The following is a 22444-nucleotide window of genomic DNA, read 5'->3' as shown; positions in this document are numbered from 1 at the left end:
AGGAGACAGATAAATTTTATGAGAAAATTATCTATATTACTTACTTTCATTCTAGTATTAGTCAGTGTTACGGCTGCTTGCACACAAGATAAAACAGATAGTGCCGTTGAAAATGTTCCAATAGAAGAACCAAGCGCAAAAAATGTAAATGAAGAATTAATAAACTTTGAAGAAAAGGAAGATATGAGCCGCTTGGAACAAGGTATTTTATTAGTTGGTGAGAGTGTTAAGGGAGGCTATTACTTGACCGCCGTTCAAAGTGCATATTTAAATGATAGCAACGATTCCATCATTGTTAATGTCTCTGTAAAAAATGTACGAGGTCAAACGATTGGACTATCAGAATTAAAATATAACTTAAAAGATGAAAAAGACGGAAAGGCCTATAAAGGAAAGGTACTTGATCAAAACCCTTCTGATATACAAGTTAAACCAAATGAAACGGTAGAATTGAAAATAGCTTTTGAAGTACCACGTACCGTAGATGAATATATGTTTTATATTGAAAGCTCTTTAGACCCTCTACAAACATACTGGAAAATTGATAAGCTGCAATCACAAAAAAACTAAGTCTAAAATACAATTTGATTGAAGAAATCTCTCAAATAAGCAAAAAGTACCGGAAAATTTGATATAGATACAAATGAATAATATATAAAGTGAAACTTTAATCAGTGGGGGTTTTGTTCATCCCCCACTGATTATTAGTTGAACCAATCGGGCGTTTACGGGCAGTTGATCCTCCACCTAACTTCTTTGCTTCCGCTGAATTTTGAGGTGTGGGTCTTACTGCCCGTTAATGCGGGATAAACATAAGACCATCGATTTAATGAATCGTTGGTCTTTTTCAAAAAATGCCCCATTAAAAACTAAGAGATAAAAAAAGAACTAATCTCTAGAAGAGATTAGCTCAATATATCCAAAGCTATTATGGTACATAGTTTTATGAGCAAACGTTATATAATGTTGTATGGGATACATAACCTGTCATCCCTTTATATGTAACTTTTAACCACTGTTTAGAATTACTGTAATGACCTTGAACATATTCACCAGTTACCCATGTTCCAGTAATTTTCGTACCATCATTAAATGTATGTAAGACAGGTGAATCGACAGTATAACCACTGCGCATCTTTGCACCATATACACCTACCGTACCTCCCTTTGCACAAGCTGCTACTACATTTTCATTTTCAGTAGCATTCGTAGCCGCGAAAGCAGAGCCATTAAATGTAAATAAAGTAAATATAAAAGCTGTTAGTACTGTACAAATAGATAAGCGACGTAACAAAATAAATTCCCCCTTTTTTTATAATATATTTCTTCATAAATGATTATCTTAAATTTTCTAACTATTTTCAATATATGCATGTTGAGAAATATTAAGTGTCGCTTTGAAATAATGTTTTATCAAAAATAGTAACAAACTCATATTTTACAGAGAAAGAACCGAAAGAAGTCTTCTACATATCAACTATATAAAAATCCCTCCACCTTAAAGCAGAGGGACTTTCCAATTTCTATCTCAAACTACCCGCAATCTCCGTAAAGATAACCCCAAGCGCATGTGCACCTGCATCTGGATATCCTAAACTTCTTTCGCCAACTGTACCAGCGCGGCCCATGCGAGCTACGATTTCTTTCGTATACTCTGCTCCTTTAACTGCTGCTTCTGCACCTTTTTCAAAGGCAGTTTTTACGTCTTCTTCGTTTGAAGCGCTAGCTAACCAAGAGTCTACACATGGAGCAAGTGCGTCAACAAGTGTTTTGTCACCAACTACTGCTCCTCTACCGAATGATCTTTCACCGATAGATTGTATACCGTGAAGTGCTGCCTGCAACACTTCAGCGAACTCTTTCACTGTTAACTCACGTTTTTCGCCCGCTGCTTTACTAGCTGCGCGGAATGCACCACCCCAAATTGGACCAGATGCGCCGCCGCAATGTTCCATAATAATCATCGAACAACCGTCAAGGAATGATCCGATCGTTACGTTTTCTTGTTCTACAATAGAATGCCACTCACGTTTTAATTGCTTAAATCCTTTTGCAACACTCATTCCGAAGTCGCCGTCGCCAGCATGCGTATCTAGCTCACAGAACGGTACTTCATTTTTAATAATAACGTCGCTCATTTTATCAACGAGATAAATCATGTTGTTTAATGTAATGACATTATCTTTTATAACAGCGTGCTCTTCCGCTGTTTCTATTTCAAAGGAAACTTCCTTCTCTTCTGTCTCTTCAAGCACATTTACGTACTCAACACTTTCAACTGGTCCATCTACTTTAAACGCTGGTGTATTACATTCTTTCGATAGTAATGTTTTTAGCTCATCATCTAATTTCATTACTGTTAAAGACATACCAGCCATATCGATACTCGTCATATAGTTACCGACAAATACTCTATTAATTTTAATGTTTCTAGCAGCTAGTTCTCGCGTCACTGCGTTGTTAAATAAGTAAAGTTCTTGCAGTGGTGTTCCGCCAAAACCGTTAACTAGAAGCGCAATTTCTTCGCCATCTTTTACTCCTAAATCTTTTACAAGATCATTTGTCATACGGTTCGCTAGTTCATCTGCTGACAACATTTTTTCACGTTTAATTCCTGGTTCGCCGTGAATACCTACGCCGTATTCCATTTCATCTTCCGCAAGTGTGAAAGTAGGTGATCCGCTCGCTGGAACTGTACAAGACGTTAATGCTAAACCAATTGTACGCACGTTAGCCGCTGCTTTTTCCGCTACAGCTTTCACCGCTCCTAAATCCATACCTGCTTCCGCTGCTGCGCCGGCAATTTTATGAACGAGAATAACGCCCGCAACGCCGCGGCGTCCTACTGTGTACAGGCTATCTTCTACCGCAATATCATCGTCCACTTTTACGTAATCTACTTCAATTCCATCTTCCGTCGCTAAATGAGCTCCGTTTTTGAAATTCATAATATCGCCGCTGTAATTTTTAATAATTAATAACGTACCTTTTTTACTCGCTGTTTCTTTAATTGCTTGATACACCTGAATTTGTGAAGGAGAAGCAAACACATCTCCGCACACTGCCGCATCTAACATTCCTTTTCCGACTAGACCTGCATGCGCTGGCTCATGACCACTACCGCCGCCACTAATTAACGTTACTTTATTTTCGTTCATTTCTTTCTTCTTAATGACTTTATATTTTTTCAAAAGCTCAAGCTCTGGATGAGCCATAACCATTCCGTTACACATTTCCATTACTAATGTTTCTGGTTTGTTTATAATCTTTTTCATTGTGATTCTCCCTCAATTCCTTTAATATATTGTGATATATTTGAAATCTTCTTCTTACTACTCATGTTAAAATGAAAGCGTTTTATAGTAAACGGACAAAATGGACAATCTGTCTAAAGACACCGCTCTCATTTCTCGGTAGGATTTTCATATTAATAACATTCTAGGGATGATCCACATGACCTCTTCTATAATTTCTAAAAAGATAATCGCGAACTCATTGAAATATTTAATGGAAACAGAATCGTTTCATAAAATATCAGTGAGCGATATTATGTTACACTGTCAAATGCGTAGGCAAACTTTTTATTATCATTTTAAAGATAAATTTGAACTATTAAGCTGGATTTATAGAGAAGAAACGAAGGAAAACATTATCGACTTTCTCGACTATGAAACATGGGAAAATATTTTCGATTTATTATTTGATTACTTTTATGAAAATCAAAAATTTTACCGAAATGCTTTTAAAGTCATTGAGCAAAACTCGTTTAATCACTATTTATTTGAGCATACGAAAAACTTATATATGAAGATTATTGATGAACTATCCGTGAACTGTGGCTTAACTCTTTCTATTGAAACGAAAAATACGATTGCCTCCTTTTATAGTCACGGCTTCGTTGGAACGATAAAAGATTGGATTGAAAGCAAGTGCGAAGTAAATCCATCCATTATGTCTTCTCTCATGAAAAATATGATAAACAATCAATTACTACTATTACTTGAGCAATCAGCAAAGTAATTAAAGGGTGGCAAAAGCAATGAAAAAGATTATGAATGATGTACAAAATATCGTTCAAGATATGCTGCATGGCTTTTATTTTGAACATAACGACAAAGTAAATTACGACGAAACAAATAACATCATTTATGTAAAAGATATTGAAAAACTGAAGCAAAACGTTGTCCTTATAAGCGGCGGTGGTAGCGGACATGAACCAGCTGATATTGGCTATGTAGGAAAAGGAATGCTTACGGCGGCAGTAAATGGCTGTATTTTCACTCCGCCTACAGTGGAACAAATTGTAGCAGCAACTCGCCTCATACCAAAAGATAAAAGTATTTTATTCATCATCAAAAACTTTAAAGATGACGTAGCAAACTTTTTAGCAGCAGAACAAATCGCGAAAGCAGACGGAAGAAAAATTGACCACATCATCGTAAATGATGACGTTTCAATTGAAGATGATGCTTCTTTTAATAAAAGAAGACGCGGCGTCGCTGGTACTGTTTTTGTTCAAAAAATACTTGGTGCGGCCGCTCTCGAAGGTCACTCTTTAGAAGAATTAACAATGCTTGGGCAATCTGTCATTAAAAACTTACACACATTAGGAGTTGCCCTTTCACCTGCCAATGATCCCATGAAGGGGAAAGCTTCATTCACATTACACGACGACGAAGTTTTTTATGGCGTCGGTATCCACGGCGAAAAAGGTTACCGTAAAGAAGCACTATCCTCTTCTGAAATATTAGCGATTGAACTAATGAACAAACTAAAAAGCATTTACCGCTGGAGAAAAGGAGACAACTTCGCTATCCTTATTAATGGACTCGGCGCAACTCCATTAATGGAACAATACATTTTCGCAAATGACATTCGCCGTTTGTGTGAACTGGAAGGATTACATGTGGAGTTCGTAAAGGTTGGTACGCTGTTGACTTCTTTAGATATGAAGGGTGTTTCTCTCAGTTTGCTTAAGGTAGAGGATTTGGATTGGGTGAAGTGGTTGAAGGCGGATGTTAGAGTGGGTAATTGGTAAGTAAAAATTATGATGATAAAAGCCTTTAACTATAACAAGTTAAAGGCTTTTTACAAATTGAAATATCGCTCGAGCGTTCAAAAGAAATTCATACTCACCTCACTGAATGATTACAGGTCTTCCAAATAAAGCTGGATAATAAATGAACATCGCACCTACAAATGAACACACTAAACAAAAAACAGCCTCGTATTTTATGACTAGAGACGAGTTTGTATCAAGCTTTTTTTCCTCTCTTTTCAATATCAATTTAAATAACGCTGTATATAATACTTTATATAAGACATACCCAATAATTGCCCCAAGGGTATTCGTAAATAAATCATCAATATCTGTAATTCTATTATTTAGTAATTGATTTAACTCAATTGCCAATGAAAAAAAGAATCCCGCGCATACGGTGTTTTTTATCTTTCTAAACTGCGGCCAAATAGTCGGTAATAAAAAACCTAACGGCATAAACAGTACAATGTTCAAAAGATACGTAGTACTACCTACCGTATCAAATAGAGTCAAGTTGATTTGACTTACACGAATCCACGTTTCATATCTACTTATATCCCATACAGTCGCGATTTGCGTCACCTTATACACTAGCGAAAGGTAGAATAGAAAAACATACACCCATAAAAAATGCCGAATAGATATATTGTTTTTCGCTTTAAAATAAAATCCAATTTGAAACACAATACAAAAAATTATAGTAAAAAAATACGTATACAAATAACTAATCAAAACTCCTGTATGCATGTAGAATCCCCTAACTTTACATTTTCATCTATGACTTTGTCTTTTTTAGTCTCCTTCATGATGTAAGTCATTTATAGGATAGGAAAAACTTTTAAAATAAAGAGTGGGATAAACATAAAATTTTTCTTAAATCTTCAGTTGGGTTTTATTATTACTCTTCTTAGGAATCCGCCATTGATAGCTAGGCAACAACATGCTTAAACCTAACAATACTATCATTTTTGCCTGTAATACTTTAACCGATGCAGCATATATAAACTCATGTGAATCGTTTGTTCAGTTAACACATGAAATTAAGAAATATATGACGTACTATAATCACTCTTGCTATCAATAGAATTTAAAGAAAATGACTCCTGTTTGCATACAGAAATCATCTTTTTTAGGTTGCCTAACTTTTTTTAGAATGTCCTTTACAAAAGGTACAGATCAAGAGCACCCTGTTCCTATTCGAGGGGATCAACTATACCTTCTTCCCTTAAAATCACACAAACCCATTTACAAATCTATAAAAGTAGATATAATATCCTTATGGAACCTTTATTAATTTATAAAGCATTGTCAAATGAAACAAGATGTCAAATTTTATCATGGTTGAAAAATCCAGAAAACCATTTCGATGAAAAAGCTTATCTAGAGCAAGGCCTTAGTTTTCAAGTTGGAGTGTGCGTAGGAGATATCCAGCTTAAAACTGGCTTAGCCCAATCGGTTATTTCTAGTTATTTATTAACTATGAAAAAAGCAGGTTTACTACAATCTGACCGAATTGGAAAATGGACCTACTATCGCCGAAATGAAAAAACAATACGAGAGTTTTCTGAATACGTTCAAAACGAATTATAAAATGAAAGCAAATAATCAACCTACCAATTGATTATTTGCTTTCACACATTCTACTTTTATATAGCTGTCCAATACATTCTTTTTAAAACTTCGCTACCTATAAAAGTAAGAAACATAGAAAGGAGCATTTTTTTAACATATCATATCTAGTTATTTAGATATCTGTCTTTGTATTTAACATTACATAATTCTAATACTATTGACATCCAATCATGCTCATTTCTTTGTTAATAAATCGATTTTACTTTCAAAATAATAATAAGAATGGAGAGTTTTACAAATGAAAAAAGTAAGTCCTTTACTTATTCTTACACTAGCAATAGGGGTGTTTGGAATTATTACTACCGAGATGGGTATTGTCGGCGTATTACCACAAATCACTCAGAAATTTGGCATTTCAACTGCACAAGCAGGATTTTTAGTAAGTATATTCGCACTAGTCGTTGCTATTTCTGGTCCGTTTTTAATTCTGCTCATTTCTAGTATTAATCGCAAAATAATTTTATTAACAGTCATCTTTGTTTTTGTTATTTCAAATATAATCTACGCTTATACAACACAATTTGAAATCATGCTTGTTTTTCGTATTTTACCAGCAGCACTTCACCCACTCTTCTTTTCAATCGCTCTTGTAACAGCTGCTAAACTTGCCCCTCCTGAAAAGAGTGGTCAAGCGGTTACAAAAGTTTTCATGGGAATTACGGTTGGCTTTGCACTAGGTGTACCATTAACCTCTTACCTTGCAGATCAATTTTCATTAGAAATTGCTTTCTTATTCGGAGCGCTTATTAACGCCCTTGCATTCATTGGAATGCTAATCTCACTTCCTTCTATGCCCGTTAAAGAAAAAATGTCTTTCGGCAAACAAATTCGTATACTCGGCAAACCAGGATTATGGTTAAATATTTTAACCATCACATTCCTTTTTGCAGCTATGTTTTCCGTATACAGCTACTTCGCCGAGTACCTTGCAAAAGTAACTTCCATGAATGGATCTCTCATCAGTATCATGCTATTCATATTTGGTATAGTTATGATTTTAGGCAATCATTTATTTGGTAGTCTCTTGCAAAGAAGCATAGTAAATACAGTAATATCGTTCCCTATTTTATATTCTATTGTTTACATATTGGTTTATTATTTAGGTTCTTATCTTGTTCCAATGATTTTTATGGTATTCATTTGGGGAATCGTGCATGCTGGTGGATTAATTGTTGGTCAAACATGGTTAATAAGTGAAGCAAGAGAAGCACCCGAATTTGGTAATAGCCTATTCGTTTCATTCTCAAATCTCGGAATTACTCTAGGAACAACTATTGGAGGCTGGTTCATTTCAAACTTAGGTATTCATCAACTTATTTGGAGTGGATTTATATTTACACTACTTTCATTTCTATTAATTATAATAAAACTAAAATTTTTCACTTCTAATAACCTAGCTTCATTATCAAGCTAGTACATTTTCAATTCCAAATTGGATAAAAAACATTATAAAGTGAAACTTTAATCAGCTCTCACCACTTGGGCGTTTACAGGCAGCCCGGCAAATAGCGGGATAAATTCTATATAAAATACTGGTTATTCTTCTTATAAGATTTTATAAACTATAAAGTATGACACTTAGAGCCTATAGCTATAATTACAAGTTAAAGGCTTTTTATATAAAAACAGCTTTAAAAGGTGCTAATCTTATGGAACATCATCAAAATAGAATACTAAAAAAAGGCTCCATTGCTGGAGCACTCAAAAAATAATATAACTAAACGAATTAAAACAAGGAACAGACAATTAAAATATACAAATAAAACATAAATAAATCTATATATATGTAATATTACATATAAAAACCCTATTTATCGCTGCTATAATAAACTTACTCGATGATTGTTATATTATTCATAGGTTATACCTTCTTAACACCAATTTTACAAAGAAAAAAGGACATCTTAATTGATGTCTTTTTTCTTATATGATAACGACGCAATACAATTAAGATGATTCCAATCGAAAGAAGGCACCTTAAAGTGTTTTTTCTTCATTACACAATACGAAAGCATACTCTCTTTCGCCTTCCACTTTATGTAATTATACATATTAACAAAAAATACACTTAATGAATATTAAATATAGTAAAATATAAACTGTGGACACGTTCTATAAAGCAGATTCTTTTGATAGGCGTAACATATCAATCATTTTAGGGGATGTGGCGTTACTCCGATACTAATCTCAAATTTCTTGTATTTTATGAACTAACAATCTGGTGTATATAGATGATTCTGTTTTATAGGGTGTGTTTACATTTATAACAAAGGGGTAATACGGATAGATTCGTATTAAATGAAAATGGTTCAAGTCGAAGGAAGGCACCTTAGGGTGTCTTTTCTTTACTCCTCCGCATCCCTCATACTGTAATACCCCAAATTAATAATAACCAAGAAATATCCCCCCATGATTCCAGCAGCAAATGTCCACATGAATTCATGGTGTTCTATTTCATACATAATAATCGCACCTAGTATTGCGGCTGCGAACCGATTTATCATTCCGAGCATCGGTGCTTTTTCTTTTTTTACAATACTATCTCCAAACTTTTCAATACGCCTTCCTAAAATCCAGGCGCAGTACATACTCACCAAAAGGCCAATGCTTATCCCGACAAACTGGGCTGAAAAAGGCGTCATCAACCATCCCAATAACATTACGCCTAGCAAACAATACATTTGTATGTTGAACGATCTTAATGCCGTACGAATCATGCTATTCTCCTTTATCTTTCTCATTGTAGTTCCGTATCATCAATCCAAGCTTTCAGCTATATGTTTTTTAAAATGGGGAAATTTGATTTTGCTCACCATTAAATAAGCGAGTACGCATGTACCAAACGCCACGGAAACTGGATTATTTAAAAAGCATAAAATAAGGAGACACATTGCCGCGAATGGAATCGGCATTCCGATAAATGTCGGAAGTTTGCTTTGCTGTATGTTAAATCTTGCAAGCCGAAGCATTCCGCAAATACTATAAGCAAGCGCACATATTATCCCGATAGACTGCAAATCTTTTAACGAGGCACTATATGCAAGAATAGACGGTGCCACCCCAAAAGTAACTAAATCCGCAAATGAATCTAACTCTCCGCCTATTTCCGAAACAGAATCCAATTTCCGAGCGACCATGCCATCAAACAGATCAAAGACCATACCTGTAATAATGAACATAACTGCACCATACATATCGTGAACGAAAACAGCGTGAATAGCCAAAAGTCCACACACAAAATTTGCTATCGTAATCATATTTGGTATGTAACTCATAACACGCTTCCCCTCCTTTCTACTAATTGTTTCATCTTGCTTCTTACTCATTACAATCAAGATCCTTCTGCTTTTCTTCCAATATCACTTTATTTATTTTCGTTAATGTATCGGTCATTTGCTCTAGGGCATTTATATCGATTTTAGAAAAGTATTTCTCAATTAATACATCATCTAACTCAGACAACCGCTCTATATACTTACTACCGTTTGGACCAAGTGTAAGGAAATACTCACGTTTATTATTAGGGTTTACTTGTTTTGAAATCATCTTCTGTTTCTCCAATTTCGATAAAACTTGGCTAACGGCACTTTTTGATATATTAAAAGTAGTCGCAATGTGATTTGCTGTCGTGTTTTCATTTAAATTAATATGAAATAGCATGCTCTCTTGCTGCCCAGTAAGACCGAACTCATCCTTTAAATCTTGAAATAGTAAAATATAGAGTTCCGTATAGGCTCGATTCATTTCATTAATTACTTCTTTATACGTTCTAGTCATAGCATCCTCCATGCTTTTATTTCATTTCACTTAATAGTTAAGTTTACTTAACTTAACTATATTATACCGTTATGTTCGTGTAAAGGGAAATATAACTCTACACTTTATCAGCTGTGCTTTTAATGTATGTAAAACTTTCTTTCTCTCTTCATAATCTTCTACATCAGCTTCTTCCCAAAGCCCACGATTTGCCCCTCGCTCGATTAATGCAAACCAACCTCCCCTTTCTCCAGTTGTATTGCCGCAAGACCAATGTATAAGCTCATCTAAATACTCTTCTAAAACAAGCTTAGTTCCTTCATCTAAATACTTAACAAATAGTTATGAATCATCAAAATTAAAATCAACCAAATTCCATATAGACCCATTACTGGTTAAAATGTTATAATAGAGTTACCCTACATAGTTACTCATAGCCAGACTGAGGAACTAGCGTCTTATTAAGTAATGCGCATAACTAAAATAAAAAAGACACTTTTTAAAGTGTCTTTTTTATTTATATTCTATCCCTAGGAATTATCTCTTTTATAAACAGAATCTATCAAACAATAAAGGAGACTAACAGATGGAACATCCTGTTGCAAGAGAATTACGTTTTATACGGGTTTGTCTTATCATTTTGATTATTGTCATTGCATTCTGGGACCGGGAGAAAACTGTGGAAATTACTGATCACGGTAGCGATCCTATTTTAAACACCAGCAATATGACCCAAGTTGGTGAGAATACATTTGCATACAAAGATGAATCGAATCAAATTAAAATATTTAAGTTTAATCCAGATACAAATGAAATAAAATTAATAAAAGAGTTTTATGCTAACGAATATTAATGAAATGACATTGGACAAAAGGCACCTCAAGGTGTCTTTTTTATTTTCAAAAGGACCCGCTCATGTTTATACTTCAAAACATAAAGTAAATGGAATCCGTTAAAAAACACGAGTGACCCTTTGTTTTCCCCTCTTATTAAAGGAGGAACTATTATGGGATTTGGTGGTAGTTGCGGCGAAGGCTGCGGTTTTGCTGGAGGATTTGCACTATTAGTTGTATTGTTTATTTTATTAATCATCGTTGGAGCTTCTTGCTTCTGCTAAAAAACTATTGGAAAAGACACTCTTATATGGGTGTCTTTTCTTTGTAAACTAAAATGTATGTGAAATGAAAACATAGTAAGAATAGAATACTCACTTAAATTATTTTTCACTTCACAAACTACACCCAAAAAGTTGGATAATTTCTTTTACTACTCATATTATTAATGAATAAAGCAATAACTACAATAACAACGGAGCCAATTAAAACTGGTGTTACTAAATAACTCCAACTATTTGCCCCTAAAATAACGATAATCGGATCGGCGCCTGCTGGAGGGTGCGTCGTTCTCGTTAACATCATAACGGCTATTGCCATCCCCACCGCTAAAGCAATTGTCCAATATTCATTCCCAAACAAATGATATATTGATAGACCGATGAAAGTTGAAATCAAATGTCCTCCAATAATATTACGCGGCTGAGATAATGGCGCATTCCAAACTCCAAACGCCAATACACAACTCGCCCCAAATGGAGCCATTAATAATTCTGTAGAGGTTATGCTCGTTAAATATGTTAAGGTAAGAATTGTTAAAAATCCCCCTAGTAGTCCCGTTAAAGAGTCCTTTACATTTACTTGTAATGGGCTTCTTCCTTTCCCTTTCATTTTCGTAAAATATCGTACACTTATTGGTTGAGGATCTTTCTGCTTAGTTGCTGTTATATTATCCATCGTTCTCCTCCTTTATTTACCAACAATTATAACCTGACATAACTAACCTGTAAACATTAATTTTAAGGGTTAGTTCAAGAATACAAAAAAAGAATCAACTGTTATAAGTTGATTCCCTAAACTTCTTCACATTTTCGATTCTGGAATTTTGCTACCTTTTTCCGGTTCCCACATATTTTCATAGAACACCATTTTCGTTTTCCACTCTTATCTATAAATAATAAAACACAGTCAGGGTTTGAACACCTTTTAAGGAAAATAAGCTTATTTTCTACTATTAAAGTTAAAGCATCAAATGCAATTAACGATGTGAGTACATCCTCGATTTCTCCAACCGGGATAGGTACTAGCTGCTGTTCAATGATTTTATATGTAAACGGTGCTTTCTCAATTTGTTTTTCTAAATACGTAATAAAATCATTGGAAATTTCGTGCTGATCAGCAATTGCCTCAAACTGCTTTCTCATTATATTTCTTATTTCTAATATACTAGATGTAACCAGCTTCATTCGCTCTTGAATCCCTATAAATGTTTTTCCATTCAAAAAAGGAAGATTAACCTTTATTACATGTAACCATTCTAATACATCTTCATCTGTTATTAATAAATCATAACGTTGTCCACGCCTAACTAACTCTGTATTTACTAAATCTAATGAGAGATTTCCCGATATAAGCGGGAATTGTTTTGTTTCATGCATGTACTCATCACCTTCTCTTTAAATAATCATATTCCAAATTAATACAGAAGTACAACTTTTTTATAAAGTACAAAGTATGAAGATTAAAGCCTTTAGCCATAATTACGACTAGAGGCTTTTGTATATAAGTAAATGAAAAAGGAGCTAATTTTATGGAACATAATAAAAATGGAGTACTTGCTTTAATTGTTTTATTTTTAGGGTTAGTGTTTTTTGTTAGTGGAATGGTTTATCATTTATGGGGCTCATTTTAATTTCAACTTTTAGACAGATAAATAATTCGAATCAGAGAAATGTACAACATTTTCCCTTTTCCTTCCAAAATCAATATAATAAGATATAAAATGTAATACATATAAAGACAAATATATATAGCACTCATTAAAAGTGCTTCTATTTTGGAAGGAAGAAACAAACGATGAACAAAAAGTTATTAACATCATTATTATGTAGCACATTCTTGTTTGGAGTATCAGCTTGCAGTTCACATGATACATCTGCGAAAAACGAGCAAAAGACTTCAAAAAAAACAGAGAATAACGAACTTAATCGCAAGAATCCGCAAAAAGAACTTCCTACCAATGTAGATTCCTCTGATGTATACATGTCAATGGGATCTGCCGAGTCATTAGATGTTCTAGGGACTGGAGAAGTTAAAGCACAAGGTGTCTTTAAAGTATTAGATATCGCAGTTTATAATCGCAAAGAAGAACCCATTACACTAGATATCAACAACTTTAAATTAATTGATGAATTCGGAAAAGAATATCACATTTCTAATGAACATCAATCCGTACTTAAAGCTGCAAATACCTCTACATTTAAATTTGGCATTGTTAACCCTGATGAACATTCGGAAGGAAACATTGTATTTGATGTACCGAAAAACACGCAAGGATTAACTTTAAAAATTAATAATGATAAGTTAGATAAAGAACTCCAATTAAAAGTGGAATAGGCCAAATAAATACGTCTCCCTTAACATTCTCTACTGACATAAAAAAGTACAGTCTTTTCTACAGCAGACTGTACTTTTTTACTTATCATTTCACATAACATTCCCTAATTTTTTTGACTAGATGCTCTCCAATCACGAAAAGATGTTGGGCGTCCAGAAAAAGCCCTTTGCTTTGTAACAGATGGTTTTTCTTCAGGAGTCATTGTTTTTTCTTTAAGAGTCGCTGGTTTTTCTTTAAGCGTCACTGATTTTTCTTCAAGAATAGTCACAGCTGTTTGCATTTTCTCTAACTGTTCTTTCAACAATTGTTGTTCAATCTTTAAATCCGTAAGTAAACGTAAAATCATCTCAGAATTAGCCATAAGATCCTCCTTCCCCCAATACACAGAATAAAATACAATATGTAGAAGACGAAATACCGGTGACAAAAATAAGGTCGTCAACTCTTTTTAACTTCCAAAATCCTTTTATTTTTTAAGGACCTGCTCCATTCATCCTTAAAAACATAAATTAAATTAAATCCATTAATAAATGGTCTTTATGGAAGGAGGAGTTAATATGGGATATGGCGGTAGTTGTGGTGGAGGCTGTGGTTTCGGCGGCGGATTTGCCTTACTTGTTGTGCTCTTCATCTTATTAATCATCGTTGGCGCTAGCTGTTGGGGCGGCGGATTCGGCTGCTAAGGAGAGGCACTCTTGAGAGTGTCTTTTTTTTGATATGCGGCTCGTATACATATTGTTCAAATCTATATATTTTTTAAAAATATAGATTTAAAACATATTTCTCAATGAATAAAACAACTTAACATGGTAAAATAATATTTGGATGGGAGTCCAATATATTATTAAAATTAAGATGGTTCAAGTCGAAGGAAGGCACCTTAGGGTGTCTTTTCTTTTTTATAAATAATTATAAATTAAAATCGAAAAAGATGCTTACTACTTACAAGGAACATTTTGTTCAGTCCAACTATCCCCATATTTATTTGAAACTAATTACTATCATAAATATAAAGAAGTTATAGATAAAATAGTGAGGTAAATAAAGCAAAAAAATAATAAGCTGCCCATATGGACAGCTTATTTACATCATTACATTTCTATTATTTATCTTACCACCTGAACAGATGCTGGTTTCCACCCCTGATTTTCTACCCAATCAATATTAACCTTATATTTTTTATTATTTTGCTTATCTCGTACATTACCGTAGGCTTTATTATTACCATTATTCCCAATAAAATCGAAAATCAATTGGCTCTCTGGAACATCAACAGCATAAGAAATTGCTTTTTTCATCTCACTCCAATCTACTGTTCCTTCTTTAAATTTCATTTCAGGTTTTGCTCCTTGCTCGGTACCAATTGGCTTCCAAGAAGGATTAGTTTGAGAACCCTTTTCTTGAGATGCCGCTTTTTCTTCCTCATTATTTTCATTTCCGTTTGTTTTTACCGATTTTTCTGCTTTTGATTTCTCTTCTAGCTGTGCTGCTTCTTTATCTTCAGTTTTCTTCTCTTCTATCTTTGCTACCTCTTTATCTTCAGTTTTCTTCTCTTCTAGCTGTGCTGTTTCTTTATCTTCAGTTTTCTTCTCTTCTATCTTTGCTACCTCTTTATCTTCAGTTTTCTTCTCTTCTATCTTTGCTGTTTCTTTATCTTCAGTTTTCTTCTCTTCTATCTTTGTTGCTTTCTTTTCTTGAGCAATTGCTTTCTTTGATGTATTAGAAGCAGTAAATAACTGGTATGTCACTATACCAACTGTCACTAATATTAAAGTAAATGCAATATTAAAAATTGCCTTTTGACGACGATTCTGTTGTTTTTCTTGAAATCTACTTACTTGTCCCATTCTTCAAACCTCCGCGTTTACTTTCTCCTCTACTCTTTATGTATTATCTCTATAATTTTCTTAATATTTTATTAAATAATAGAAATAAACTACACTTTCCTACAGGATCTCAGATCATAATAAAATTTATTTTTTTCAAGCATCTGACATATGTCATTCAAAATAGTTTAATACATTAAAAATTGATAAGCTTCCGCACTTAAGAAACCTTCAATTTTATTCAAAGGTGATTCCAATTATGTCCACATTAGATCTCCTGTAGAAAGCTTTTTAACAATTAAACCTCTTCTTCCCTTATTTATAATTTTTAAATTAAATTTCCCTCTATAGTATAATAAAGATGTTTCGTTTTCTAATGGGGTATGTCGTAAAATCAAAAGAGATTTTATCTCTTTTACCTTCTTTTCAGAGTAAATTTCACCACTAGGAAATTCTATTATTCCTAATGTAATCTTTAATTCGCTCTCATCGAAAGGCCACACCTTATTAAGTTCCCTTATCTTTTGTATAAAACTTCTTTTGGTTTGTCCTATATATAGCAATGTTACATTCTTAGCACATACTCTAGAGATTGCAAATATCCCCTTCTTAGAAGCTTCTTCCCTATTATAAAAATCATTTATACTATACATTCCATACCATTTAATATTTACTGTTTCTATGAATCTCACCTCATTTTTAGACAATATTATAATTTCTGAATGTTCAAATTATAATGGGCGCATAGTCCTGATTACTTGAATTATAAATTGTGCTTTTCAATAATACATTTTATTATTACTAATTTCAATAATACAAAAAAAATACAATATTATAGTTTAATTACAAAACTTTATAAAAAAACAAAGTGATGTCGTACCAAATATTATATTTTTTTCAATATCAGACTATCGTGAACAAAAGTTAGGGAGTTATGGAATAAAATATAATTTGTATGTACATACATTTCTTTAAAAAGAAGTTTTGTAGTTTGCAACTGAATTAAAAAAACATAGATTTTTATGACTCTTTTTGAGGATATAGCAAAGTGGGATCTTTGATATGCACGTTACTATACCGAACTAAATTTCGGTATAGTATTTTTTTGCAACTCCTTGATTTTTCACCAAATACTTATAAGAATCAATAGTATGAAAATAAACTACTGGCTAAAAGTTTACTTTCGATAAAATAAAAAAGAACCTGCTCCATTCATTGTTAAAAACATAAGGTAAAGCGAGCCTGTTAAAATACATGAATGAACCTTAGTTTTATCCTCTTACCTAAAGGAGGAACTATTATGGGCTATGGTGGTAATTGCGGAGAAGGCTGTGGTTTTGCTGGCGGATTTGCTTTACTCGTTGTACTCTTAATCATTATCGGATGCAGTTGCTTCTGCTAAAAAACTATTAGAAAGGACACTCTTATATAGGTGTCTTTTCTTTATGAAGAATATCTACAACCTTTTCCTTATGACTTCTAACATCAATAAAGGGTGATACAAACTATTACATATGTTTGTACCACCCTTTATTGATGCGTTTAAACTTCACAGGTGTTGAAGCTTTAGACTTCTCCCTTTGTGCACCCATATTATTAGAACATCCTGTAATCTGTAGACAAAATGTAGCTAATAAAAACAATATTAATAATTTCTTCAATAAATCCTCCTACATACATAAAACACCATATGTTACAAAACAAACATAACATCAACTCTTTATAAAAACAACATAATCCTTGGTCCTTAAGCTATCTCTTAACATAGGAGTACCACCACATATCCATCAAGCTAAGATTTTAAAATATCCCCTGCTTAAGGAATTTGTAAGTATCAAGTAAGAAAAACGAGAGCTTTGTTTCCTATAATCAAAATAGAAAGTGAAGGAAGGAAGATTATTTCTGGGATTAATATGCATGTGACAAGAGAAAAAATCTACGTTTTTTAGAATAATAATATTAGTATGTCCAAGTTTTGGAGATTACTTGCAAATATTTTGAAGTTTTCGCACTAAAATTCTAATTACTATACCTGTTTTTTACCATCACATATTGGAGGTTAAAACATGAATAAAAAAAAGAAAATAGAAAGATCTGCACTTACCTTTACCCTACTCTTTTCTTTAGGCGTTTCATCTTTCCCGCTTACAACAACTATTCACGCAGATACACATGAGGAACAATCTGCTGAAAAGAAACTAGTCTCTTTAACGGAGCGTACATCATTATTTTTTGAATATCTCCAGCAAGGTAAGTATGCAGAGGCACTACAGTTGACGTCTGCTGCTTTTCAATCCAAGTTTACAGCAACCACATTACAAAACTGGTGGACACAAAGTGGCTGGAGCGGGATAAAAAGCATGGGAATCCCCGTGATAAAAGAACGAAACTTGGTCCATCAGACGGTGGAAATTCCAGCAGCTACCGAAGGAACTACCATACCGCTACTCCTTAAATTCACACCTGGCGGGAAAGTAGATGAAATTGGCGAAAGGCCACCCGAGGAATCTTATACCATCCCGCATCCTAGCTATGATCAACCTGACTCCTATCAAGAACGTGAAATCGTCATTGGAAATTCTACCTATCCGTTACCAGCGACATTAACAGTTCCGAAACATAAGCGTGGTGAAAAGCTGCCCGTAGTTGTTCTTGTTCATGGTGCTGGCATCCATGATCGCGATAGCACATATATGGGAACAAAAATCTTACGAGACATTGCGGTGGGCCTTTCATCCAACGGAATTGCAGTGTTGCGCTATGAAAAGCGCACCTTAGAACATGCATTAAAGATGAGTGCAGAACCTGTTACATTAGACCGTGATACTACAGATGATGCCATATATGCAGCAAAATCAGTAGCGCAGCAGGAAGGCATTGATCCAAATAATATTTTCATTCTTGGACATAGCCTAGGAGCTGGTACAATGCCACGTATACTGAGCAAAGCGCCTTCCTCACTTGTCCGAGGAAGTATCTTACTCGCACCACCTGCACGCCCTTTGACTGACATTGCCATTGATCAGTATGAATACCTTGGGGCGTCAAAGGAAGAAATCACTGAACTAAAAAGACAGGTTGCTTTTATTCAGGATCCTACTTTCAATCCTGACCGTCCTCCAGCTGACTACAATTTTGGGTCACCTCATTTTATGTATGATGTTTCTAGGTGGCGTCCAGTTGAAGAGGCAAAATTACGAAAAGAGCCTTTACTCATTCTGCAAGGAGCACGCGATTACCAAGTAACAGTAAAAGATGAATATACAAAATGGCAAGAAGGACTTTCAAACCGCGGAAATGTTCAGTTCAAAAAATACCCGAAATTGAATCATTTCTTCATGGAAGGTGGCGGTGAATTAAGTCTTCCTAGTGAATACGAAATCCCTGCTAATGTTCCCGAGTACGTCATTCAGGACATTATTACATGGATCAACGAGACAAAAAAATAAGAAAACATCAAAATCCTTCATGCAATCATCATTGCGTGAAGGATTTTTGAAACTAGTGATTCAGACATATCTATTATAATTATATTTTTCTACGCACTAAATAAAAAGCTAAGGACCCCATAATGACAGGTGCAACGAAGTCAAAGAAATGTGAAAAAGTAAAAGTAAAAAGAAAAAGAAATGGTATAAGTGTATAGATAAATGCTAGTCCTATAAATAAAGGAATTCCAAATTGAAACTCTCGACATCGTTTAATTTTCCTATATAAAACTTCCCCAAGTAAACAAGCTATGAGAGCTGGTATACTACCATAAGTGACGATAGTTTTTATGAATCCATGTAAAACGTCCGGGTGAATAAAGCTAGGATTAAAAATATATGAAATTAAGAACCATCCAAAAATAAAAGCAAACAGACTTGCAGCATAACTAACTACAAATTTTATCAAAGTAAGCAACGTAATCATCCCCATAATTTCCTAATATTATCTTCATTGTATCATTTTCTCTTAAAAAGACTCCAAAAGGATATACTTGCCCTTCAGCTTTCTTTTTTAACGCTTGTTCAAGACGTATTTTTTGATGTTATTCTGTATAAAAAACTTCTGGGAGCAACCTGCTCTGTTAGGTTGATAGCGATGGGGTGCCGCCAGCTTTCCGAAAAAATCACGCTAAGCCAAAAACCATAATAAGCTGTCCGTATGAGCAGCTTATTTACATAAAAAAAGACACCCTTAAGGTGCCTTTCTCCGACTGGATAAACACTTTAATTTTACTAATGTGTATTGGACTTTCCATCCTCAATGAATGGAAAGTAGAGATGCTTCAATTATGTACCGATCTGGAGCGTCTCCTATATAGTCAAAAGGATAACAAGTTGTTAATGTTAATGTTGACTCACTTTTTTCTACAATAACTGTTCGATCTTCTGAATCTGTTATCCAATGCTTTTTAATTTCATATGTATATGTTTTATTTTCATATTCCACGATAAGTTGGTCATTTTCCTTTAATTGACCAAGCTCGGTAAAAACAGTATCTCTATGTCCACTTAAAACTGTATGACCATTTCCAGATGGTGTAGTAGTTAAGTCACTAACAAACATACCTACACCCTTTTTTAGTACTTTATCATCAGCTCCCCAATATACAGAGTATTTCTTTTGTATTTTAGGGATAATTAAATATGCTACTTTATCTCCTAACTGATGGTTTACCTTTGAAGCAGGAATTTGTACAGGTTCTTCAGATTGTAATGAAGTGTCAATCTTTGTCTCTGTCTCTATCTCTGTTTGATTGATTTTTTGCGTTTCATTTTCTTTAGAAGGTGTGGAGGTCTCATATTGTTTAGCCTCGTTAGTTGTTAACGACTCTGCTGATTGTCTAGCACTATACCATTCTAGAAAATAATAGGAAAAGATAGTAAGTCCAATAACAGTTAAACATAAGCCTATCCATTGTTTTTTATTCACTTTTATCACTCCATTTGAAAACGACAGGATTTCTCCTGCCGTTTTAAGGAACTATTTTATGCGTTTGTCTTTTTACGACGGAACATTAATACAGAACCAGCTAATGCTAATCCTAAGCTTGCTAACATCATTGTAACACCGTTTGATGCTGTATTAGGTAATTTTTCACCTTGTTTTTTCGTTTCTTTTTTCACAACTGTATTAGTATTTTTCTTTGTTTCTTTTGCAGTTGTTTGAGGCTTAGTTTGTTCTTGTTTATTATTTGTTGTTTGGTTGTTTTGTTTTGAATTCTCTTGCTTAGTGTTTTCTTGTTTAACAGGTTCTTGTTTAGTGTTTTCCTGTTTAGTGTTTTCTTGTTTAGTGTTTTCTTGTTTAGGTTGTTCTTGAGGTTTAGTAGTTTCTTTATTTTCTGTTGTAGTATTTGTGCTCTTTGGATATTTATAATCTTCACATGGAATGCCGTCTTTATCATTATCTAAACGGTGTGGATCATTTCCAACACCATATCCATTTTGATCCCAGAATGCTTGAGCATCTTGTTGACTTTTAAAATGGCCACAGTTTTTTGTATCATTAGGACTCTTAGCTGCAAATGCAGAAGAACTGTACCCCACTGTTAATAGTGTTACCGCTGTTGCTGAAGCTAATAATTTTTTCATAAATTTCTTTATCCCCCTAAATGGTATGTATTTACATTGAAATATTTTACATTTTAAAAATTAAAAATACAATAATAATTTGTAGATAAATGTAAGATTTCTAGATAATAATACCAAACTATTAATTCGTATATTGTCATATTATGTCGAAAGAAAATAAAAAAAGAGCCAAGGCCCTCTTTAATAACTACTAATAACCATAGTCACTATCCTCACAGTAATATGAATTTGATTCATCACAACAAATATATGTTGTTTGTTGGATAAATAATGGACTCGGTGAAGCGTTAGCTGTAGTAGCATTTGAGACAGTAATACTTTGAAAACATCCTCAAGTAAGAAAGTTTTTGTATCTCTTGATGTTAATGTTGTTAGTGTAAAAACTCCCTTTAGATGTATACGGAGGTTTTTTAAATTTATATTTTATTAGATTCATAAACTTCTCATAAACTATAATACAAAATATAGAAATACAGTTATAATATACTATGTTCTTATATATTTTTGGGGAGGATTTATAGTGAATAAAGTATATGAATTTAAAAGTGCTGGAAAGTCTACAATTACTATTGATGGGAATTTTATCCGCATAAAAAGAAAAGGCTTTGTAAACCTTATGAATCATGGTTTAGATGGCGAAAAGACAATTGATATCAATACGTTAACTGGGGTACAAATGAAGCAGGCTGGATTTACTAGTGGATATATCCAATTTATTTTTATGGGGAGTAAAGAAAGCAAAGGTGGAGTATTTGCAGCTACAAAAGATGAAAATACAGTTATGTTTGTAAAAAAAGAGCAAAAAATGGCTGAAGAAATCAAAACATACATAGAAGGAATATTGTCAAATAAGGGGCAAACACAAGTGGCTGCAACTACAAGTGGTGCTGACGAAATATTAAAGTATAAAGAGTTGTTAGACCAAGGTATTATTACTGAAGAAGAATTCCAAGCGAAGAAAAAACAATTATTAGGTATATAGAGGGCACTCAGTTGAGTGCTTTTTTATTTTATGGATATCAACACATACACATCAAGCTAAAAATTCTTTGTGTTTTATACTAAGGAAATTTATTTTTATCATTTTGGTGAGGAACGTTTTCCTTAACCTGATAGCGATGGGGTGCCGCCAGCATTCCGAAAAAATCACGCTAAGCAAA

General features: G+C 33.8%; 27 protein-coding genes and 3 pseudogenes. 13 read left to right on the top strand and 17 right to left on the bottom strand.

Features of this window, described 5'->3' with window-relative positions; all coding sequences use genetic code 11:
* Positions 1-18: 18 nt before the first annotated feature.
* Positions 19-570 (top strand): DUF4352 domain-containing protein, encoded by a 552-nt coding sequence (locus C4S65_RS19600; protein ID WP_001228906.1) that lies wholly within the window; start codon positions 19-21, stop codon positions 568-570.
* Between the two features lie 373 nt (positions 571-943).
* On the opposite strand, the gene C4S65_RS19595 is transcribed toward C4S65_RS19600, so the two are convergent.
* Positions 944-1294: an SH3 domain-containing protein gene (locus C4S65_RS19595; protein ID WP_000946191.1), complete on the bottom strand. Its 351-nt coding sequence runs from the start codon at positions 1292-1294 to the stop codon at positions 944-946.
* 229 nt (positions 1295-1523) lie between these two features.
* Positions 1524-3275: a dihydroxyacetone kinase subunit DhaK gene (gene dhaK / locus C4S65_RS19590; RefSeq protein ID WP_086406492.1), complete on the bottom strand. Its 1752-nt coding sequence runs from the start codon at positions 3273-3275 to the stop codon at positions 1524-1526.
* A 178-nt stretch (positions 3276-3453) separates the two neighbouring features.
* Here dhaK and dhaS point away from each other — a divergent pair, with 178 nt between their 5' ends.
* Positions 3454-4020, top strand: a complete 567-nt coding sequence (gene dhaS / locus C4S65_RS19580) for a dihydroxyacetone kinase transcriptional activator DhaS (protein ID WP_000204218.1) — start codon at positions 3454-3456, stop codon at positions 4018-4020.
* A 19-nt stretch (positions 4021-4039) separates the two neighbouring features.
* The gene (dhaQ, locus tag C4S65_RS19575) at positions 4040-5038 is read left to right on the top strand and encodes a DhaKLM operon coactivator DhaQ (protein WP_086406491.1); all 999 of its coding nucleotides are present in this window, start codon (positions 4040-4042) and stop codon (positions 5036-5038) included.
* Between the two features lie 99 nt (positions 5039-5137).
* Here dhaQ and C4S65_RS19570 read toward each other — a convergent pair whose 3' ends face one another.
* Complete coding sequence (locus C4S65_RS19570) at positions 5138-5788, bottom strand: VanZ family protein (RefSeq protein WP_000556849.1); 651 nt, start codon at positions 5786-5788, stop codon at positions 5138-5140.
* Positions 5789-6023: 235 nt separating this feature from the next.
* On the opposite strand from C4S65_RS19570, the pseudogene C4S65_RS35295 reads away from it, so the two are divergent.
* From C4S65_RS35295 to C4S65_RS19555, 3 genes and pseudogenes are all read left to right on the top strand, one after another.
* Positions 6024-6125, top strand: a pseudogene (locus tag C4S65_RS35295) (TetR family transcriptional regulator); the annotation flags it as partial.
* Between the two features lie 194 nt (positions 6126-6319).
* Positions 6320-6631: a helix-turn-helix transcriptional regulator gene (locus C4S65_RS19560; RefSeq protein ID WP_000433538.1), complete on the top strand. Its 312-nt coding sequence runs from the start codon at positions 6320-6322 to the stop codon at positions 6629-6631.
* 280 nt (positions 6632-6911) lie between these two features.
* A complete protein-coding gene (locus C4S65_RS19555; protein ID WP_000757911.1) occupies positions 6912-8087 on the top strand; it encodes an MFS transporter in 1176 nt (391 codons plus the stop codon).
* 931 nt (positions 8088-9018) lie between these two features.
* On the opposite strand, the gene C4S65_RS19550 is transcribed toward C4S65_RS19555, so the two are convergent.
* The 4 genes and pseudogenes from C4S65_RS19550 to C4S65_RS19535 all read right to left on the bottom strand — a co-directional run.
* A complete protein-coding gene (locus tag C4S65_RS19550; RefSeq protein WP_000621424.1) occupies positions 9019-9390 on the bottom strand; it encodes an ATP synthase subunit I in 372 nt (123 codons plus the stop codon).
* 39 nt (positions 9391-9429) lie between these two features.
* Positions 9430-9999, bottom strand: a complete 570-nt coding sequence (pssA, locus tag C4S65_RS19545) for a CDP-diacylglycerol--serine O-phosphatidyltransferase (RefSeq protein ID WP_140337805.1) — start codon at positions 9997-9999, stop codon at positions 9430-9432.
* Positions 9992-10450, bottom strand: coding sequence for a MarR family winged helix-turn-helix transcriptional regulator (locus C4S65_RS19540; protein ID WP_000198953.1), 459 nt, complete (start codon positions 10448-10450; stop codon positions 9992-9994). The genes pssA and C4S65_RS19540 overlap by 8 nt, the downstream gene beginning before the upstream one ends.
* Positions 10451-10519: 69 nt before the next feature.
* A pseudogene (locus C4S65_RS19535) lies at positions 10520-10768 on the bottom strand (hypothetical protein); the annotation flags it as partial.
* Between the two features lie 247 nt (positions 10769-11015).
* Between C4S65_RS19535 and C4S65_RS19530 the strand changes: the two are divergent.
* Together C4S65_RS19530 and C4S65_RS19525 are read left to right on the top strand one after the other, a co-directional pair.
* Entirely contained in the window at positions 11016-11282 is a 267-nt protein-coding gene (locus C4S65_RS19530; protein ID WP_000400965.1) for a YmzC family protein, read from the top strand.
* A gap of 153 nt (positions 11283-11435) precedes the next feature.
* Positions 11436-11546 carry a YjcZ family sporulation protein gene (locus C4S65_RS19525; RefSeq protein ID WP_000505669.1) on the top strand — a complete coding sequence of 37 codons (111 nt, stop codon included), beginning with the start codon at positions 11436-11438 and terminating at the stop codon, positions 11544-11546.
* Positions 11547-11664: 118 nt separating this feature from the next.
* Here the strand turns inward: C4S65_RS19525 and C4S65_RS19520 are convergent, their stop codons facing one another.
* On the bottom strand, positions 11665-12219 hold the full coding sequence (locus C4S65_RS19520) for an HPP family protein (RefSeq protein ID WP_086406490.1): 555 nt from the start codon (positions 12217-12219) through the stop codon (positions 11665-11667).
* A 116-nt stretch (positions 12220-12335) separates the two neighbouring features.
* Positions 12336-12920 (bottom strand): CGNR zinc finger domain-containing protein, encoded by a 585-nt coding sequence (locus C4S65_RS19515; protein ID WP_061667537.1) that lies wholly within the window; start codon positions 12918-12920, stop codon positions 12336-12338.
* A gap of 418 nt (positions 12921-13338) precedes the next feature.
* Between C4S65_RS19515 and C4S65_RS19510 the strand changes: the two genes are divergently transcribed.
* Positions 13339-13878, top strand: coding sequence for a DUF4352 domain-containing protein (locus tag C4S65_RS19510; protein WP_086406489.1), 540 nt, complete (start codon positions 13339-13341; stop codon positions 13876-13878).
* A 104-nt stretch (positions 13879-13982) separates the two neighbouring features.
* Here C4S65_RS19510 and C4S65_RS19505 read toward each other — a convergent pair whose 3' ends face one another.
* Positions 13983-14240: a hypothetical protein gene (locus C4S65_RS19505; RefSeq protein WP_000013694.1), complete on the bottom strand. Its 258-nt coding sequence runs from the start codon at positions 14238-14240 to the stop codon at positions 13983-13985.
* Positions 14241-14436: 196 nt separating this feature from the next.
* Here C4S65_RS19505 and C4S65_RS19500 point away from each other — a divergent pair, with 196 nt between their 5' ends.
* Positions 14437-14562 (top strand): YjcZ family sporulation protein, encoded by a 126-nt coding sequence (locus tag C4S65_RS19500; protein ID WP_000540377.1) that lies wholly within the window; start codon positions 14437-14439, stop codon positions 14560-14562.
* Between the two features lie 423 nt (positions 14563-14985).
* Here the strand turns inward: C4S65_RS19500 and C4S65_RS19495 are convergent, their stop codons facing one another.
* Both C4S65_RS19495 and C4S65_RS19490 read right to left on the bottom strand, forming a co-directional pair.
* Positions 14986-15726 carry a YrrS family protein gene (locus tag C4S65_RS19495; RefSeq protein WP_061667535.1) on the bottom strand — a complete coding sequence of 247 codons (741 nt, stop codon included), beginning with the start codon at positions 15724-15726 and terminating at the stop codon, positions 14986-14988.
* A 236-nt stretch (positions 15727-15962) separates the two neighbouring features.
* A complete protein-coding gene (locus C4S65_RS19490) occupies positions 15963-16397 on the bottom strand; it encodes a hypothetical protein (RefSeq protein WP_042973216.1) in 435 nt (144 codons plus the stop codon).
* A gap of 608 nt (positions 16398-17005) precedes the next feature.
* On the opposite strand from C4S65_RS19490, the gene yjcZ reads away from it, so the two are divergent.
* Positions 17006-17107, top strand: a complete 102-nt coding sequence (yjcZ, locus tag C4S65_RS19485; RefSeq protein WP_086406488.1) for a sporulation protein YjcZ — start codon at positions 17006-17008, stop codon at positions 17105-17107.
* Positions 17108-17213: 106 nt separating this feature from the next.
* Here the strand turns inward: yjcZ and C4S65_RS34490 are convergent, their stop codons facing one another.
* Entirely contained in the window at positions 17214-17366 is a 153-nt protein-coding gene (locus C4S65_RS34490; protein WP_000734748.1) for a hypothetical protein, read from the bottom strand.
* Between the two features lie 405 nt (positions 17367-17771).
* On the opposite strand from C4S65_RS34490, the gene C4S65_RS19475 reads away from it, so the two are divergent.
* Complete coding sequence (locus tag C4S65_RS19475) at positions 17772-19154, top strand: alpha/beta fold hydrolase (RefSeq protein WP_098838268.1); 1383 nt, start codon at positions 17772-17774, stop codon at positions 19152-19154.
* Between the two features lie 79 nt (positions 19155-19233).
* On the opposite strand, the gene C4S65_RS19470 is transcribed toward C4S65_RS19475, so the two are convergent.
* The 4 genes and pseudogenes from C4S65_RS19470 to C4S65_RS19460 form a co-directional block, all read right to left on the bottom strand.
* Positions 19234-19620, bottom strand: coding sequence for a hypothetical protein (locus tag C4S65_RS19470; RefSeq protein WP_000631587.1), 387 nt, complete (start codon positions 19618-19620; stop codon positions 19234-19236).
* A gap of 25 nt (positions 19621-19645) precedes the next feature.
* Positions 19646-19768 (bottom strand): annotated as a pseudogene (locus C4S65_RS34915) (N-acetyltransferase); the annotation flags it as partial.
* 185 nt (positions 19769-19953) lie between these two features.
* A complete protein-coding gene (locus tag C4S65_RS19465; protein WP_001036099.1) occupies positions 19954-20625 on the bottom strand; it encodes a class D sortase in 672 nt (223 codons plus the stop codon).
* 56 nt (positions 20626-20681) lie between these two features.
* Positions 20682-21284: an excalibur calcium-binding domain-containing protein gene (locus C4S65_RS19460; RefSeq protein WP_097820804.1), complete on the bottom strand. Its 603-nt coding sequence runs from the start codon at positions 21282-21284 to the stop codon at positions 20682-20684.
* Positions 21285-21804: 520 nt separating this feature from the next.
* On the opposite strand from C4S65_RS19460, the gene C4S65_RS19455 reads away from it, so the two are divergent.
* On the top strand, positions 21805-22266 hold the full coding sequence (locus C4S65_RS19455) for a DUF4429 domain-containing protein (RefSeq protein WP_001045577.1): 462 nt from the start codon (positions 21805-21807) through the stop codon (positions 22264-22266).
* Positions 22267-22444 lie beyond the last annotated feature (178 nt).

It is taken from the genome of Bacillus sp. ok061, assembly GCF_900108285.1.
Classification (GTDB): domain Bacteria; phylum Bacillota; class Bacilli; order Bacillales; family Bacillaceae_G; genus Bacillus_A; species Bacillus_A thuringiensis_S.
Note: the sequence above shows the minus strand (reverse complement) of the source record. Positions and strands in the feature narration are given on the sequence as shown.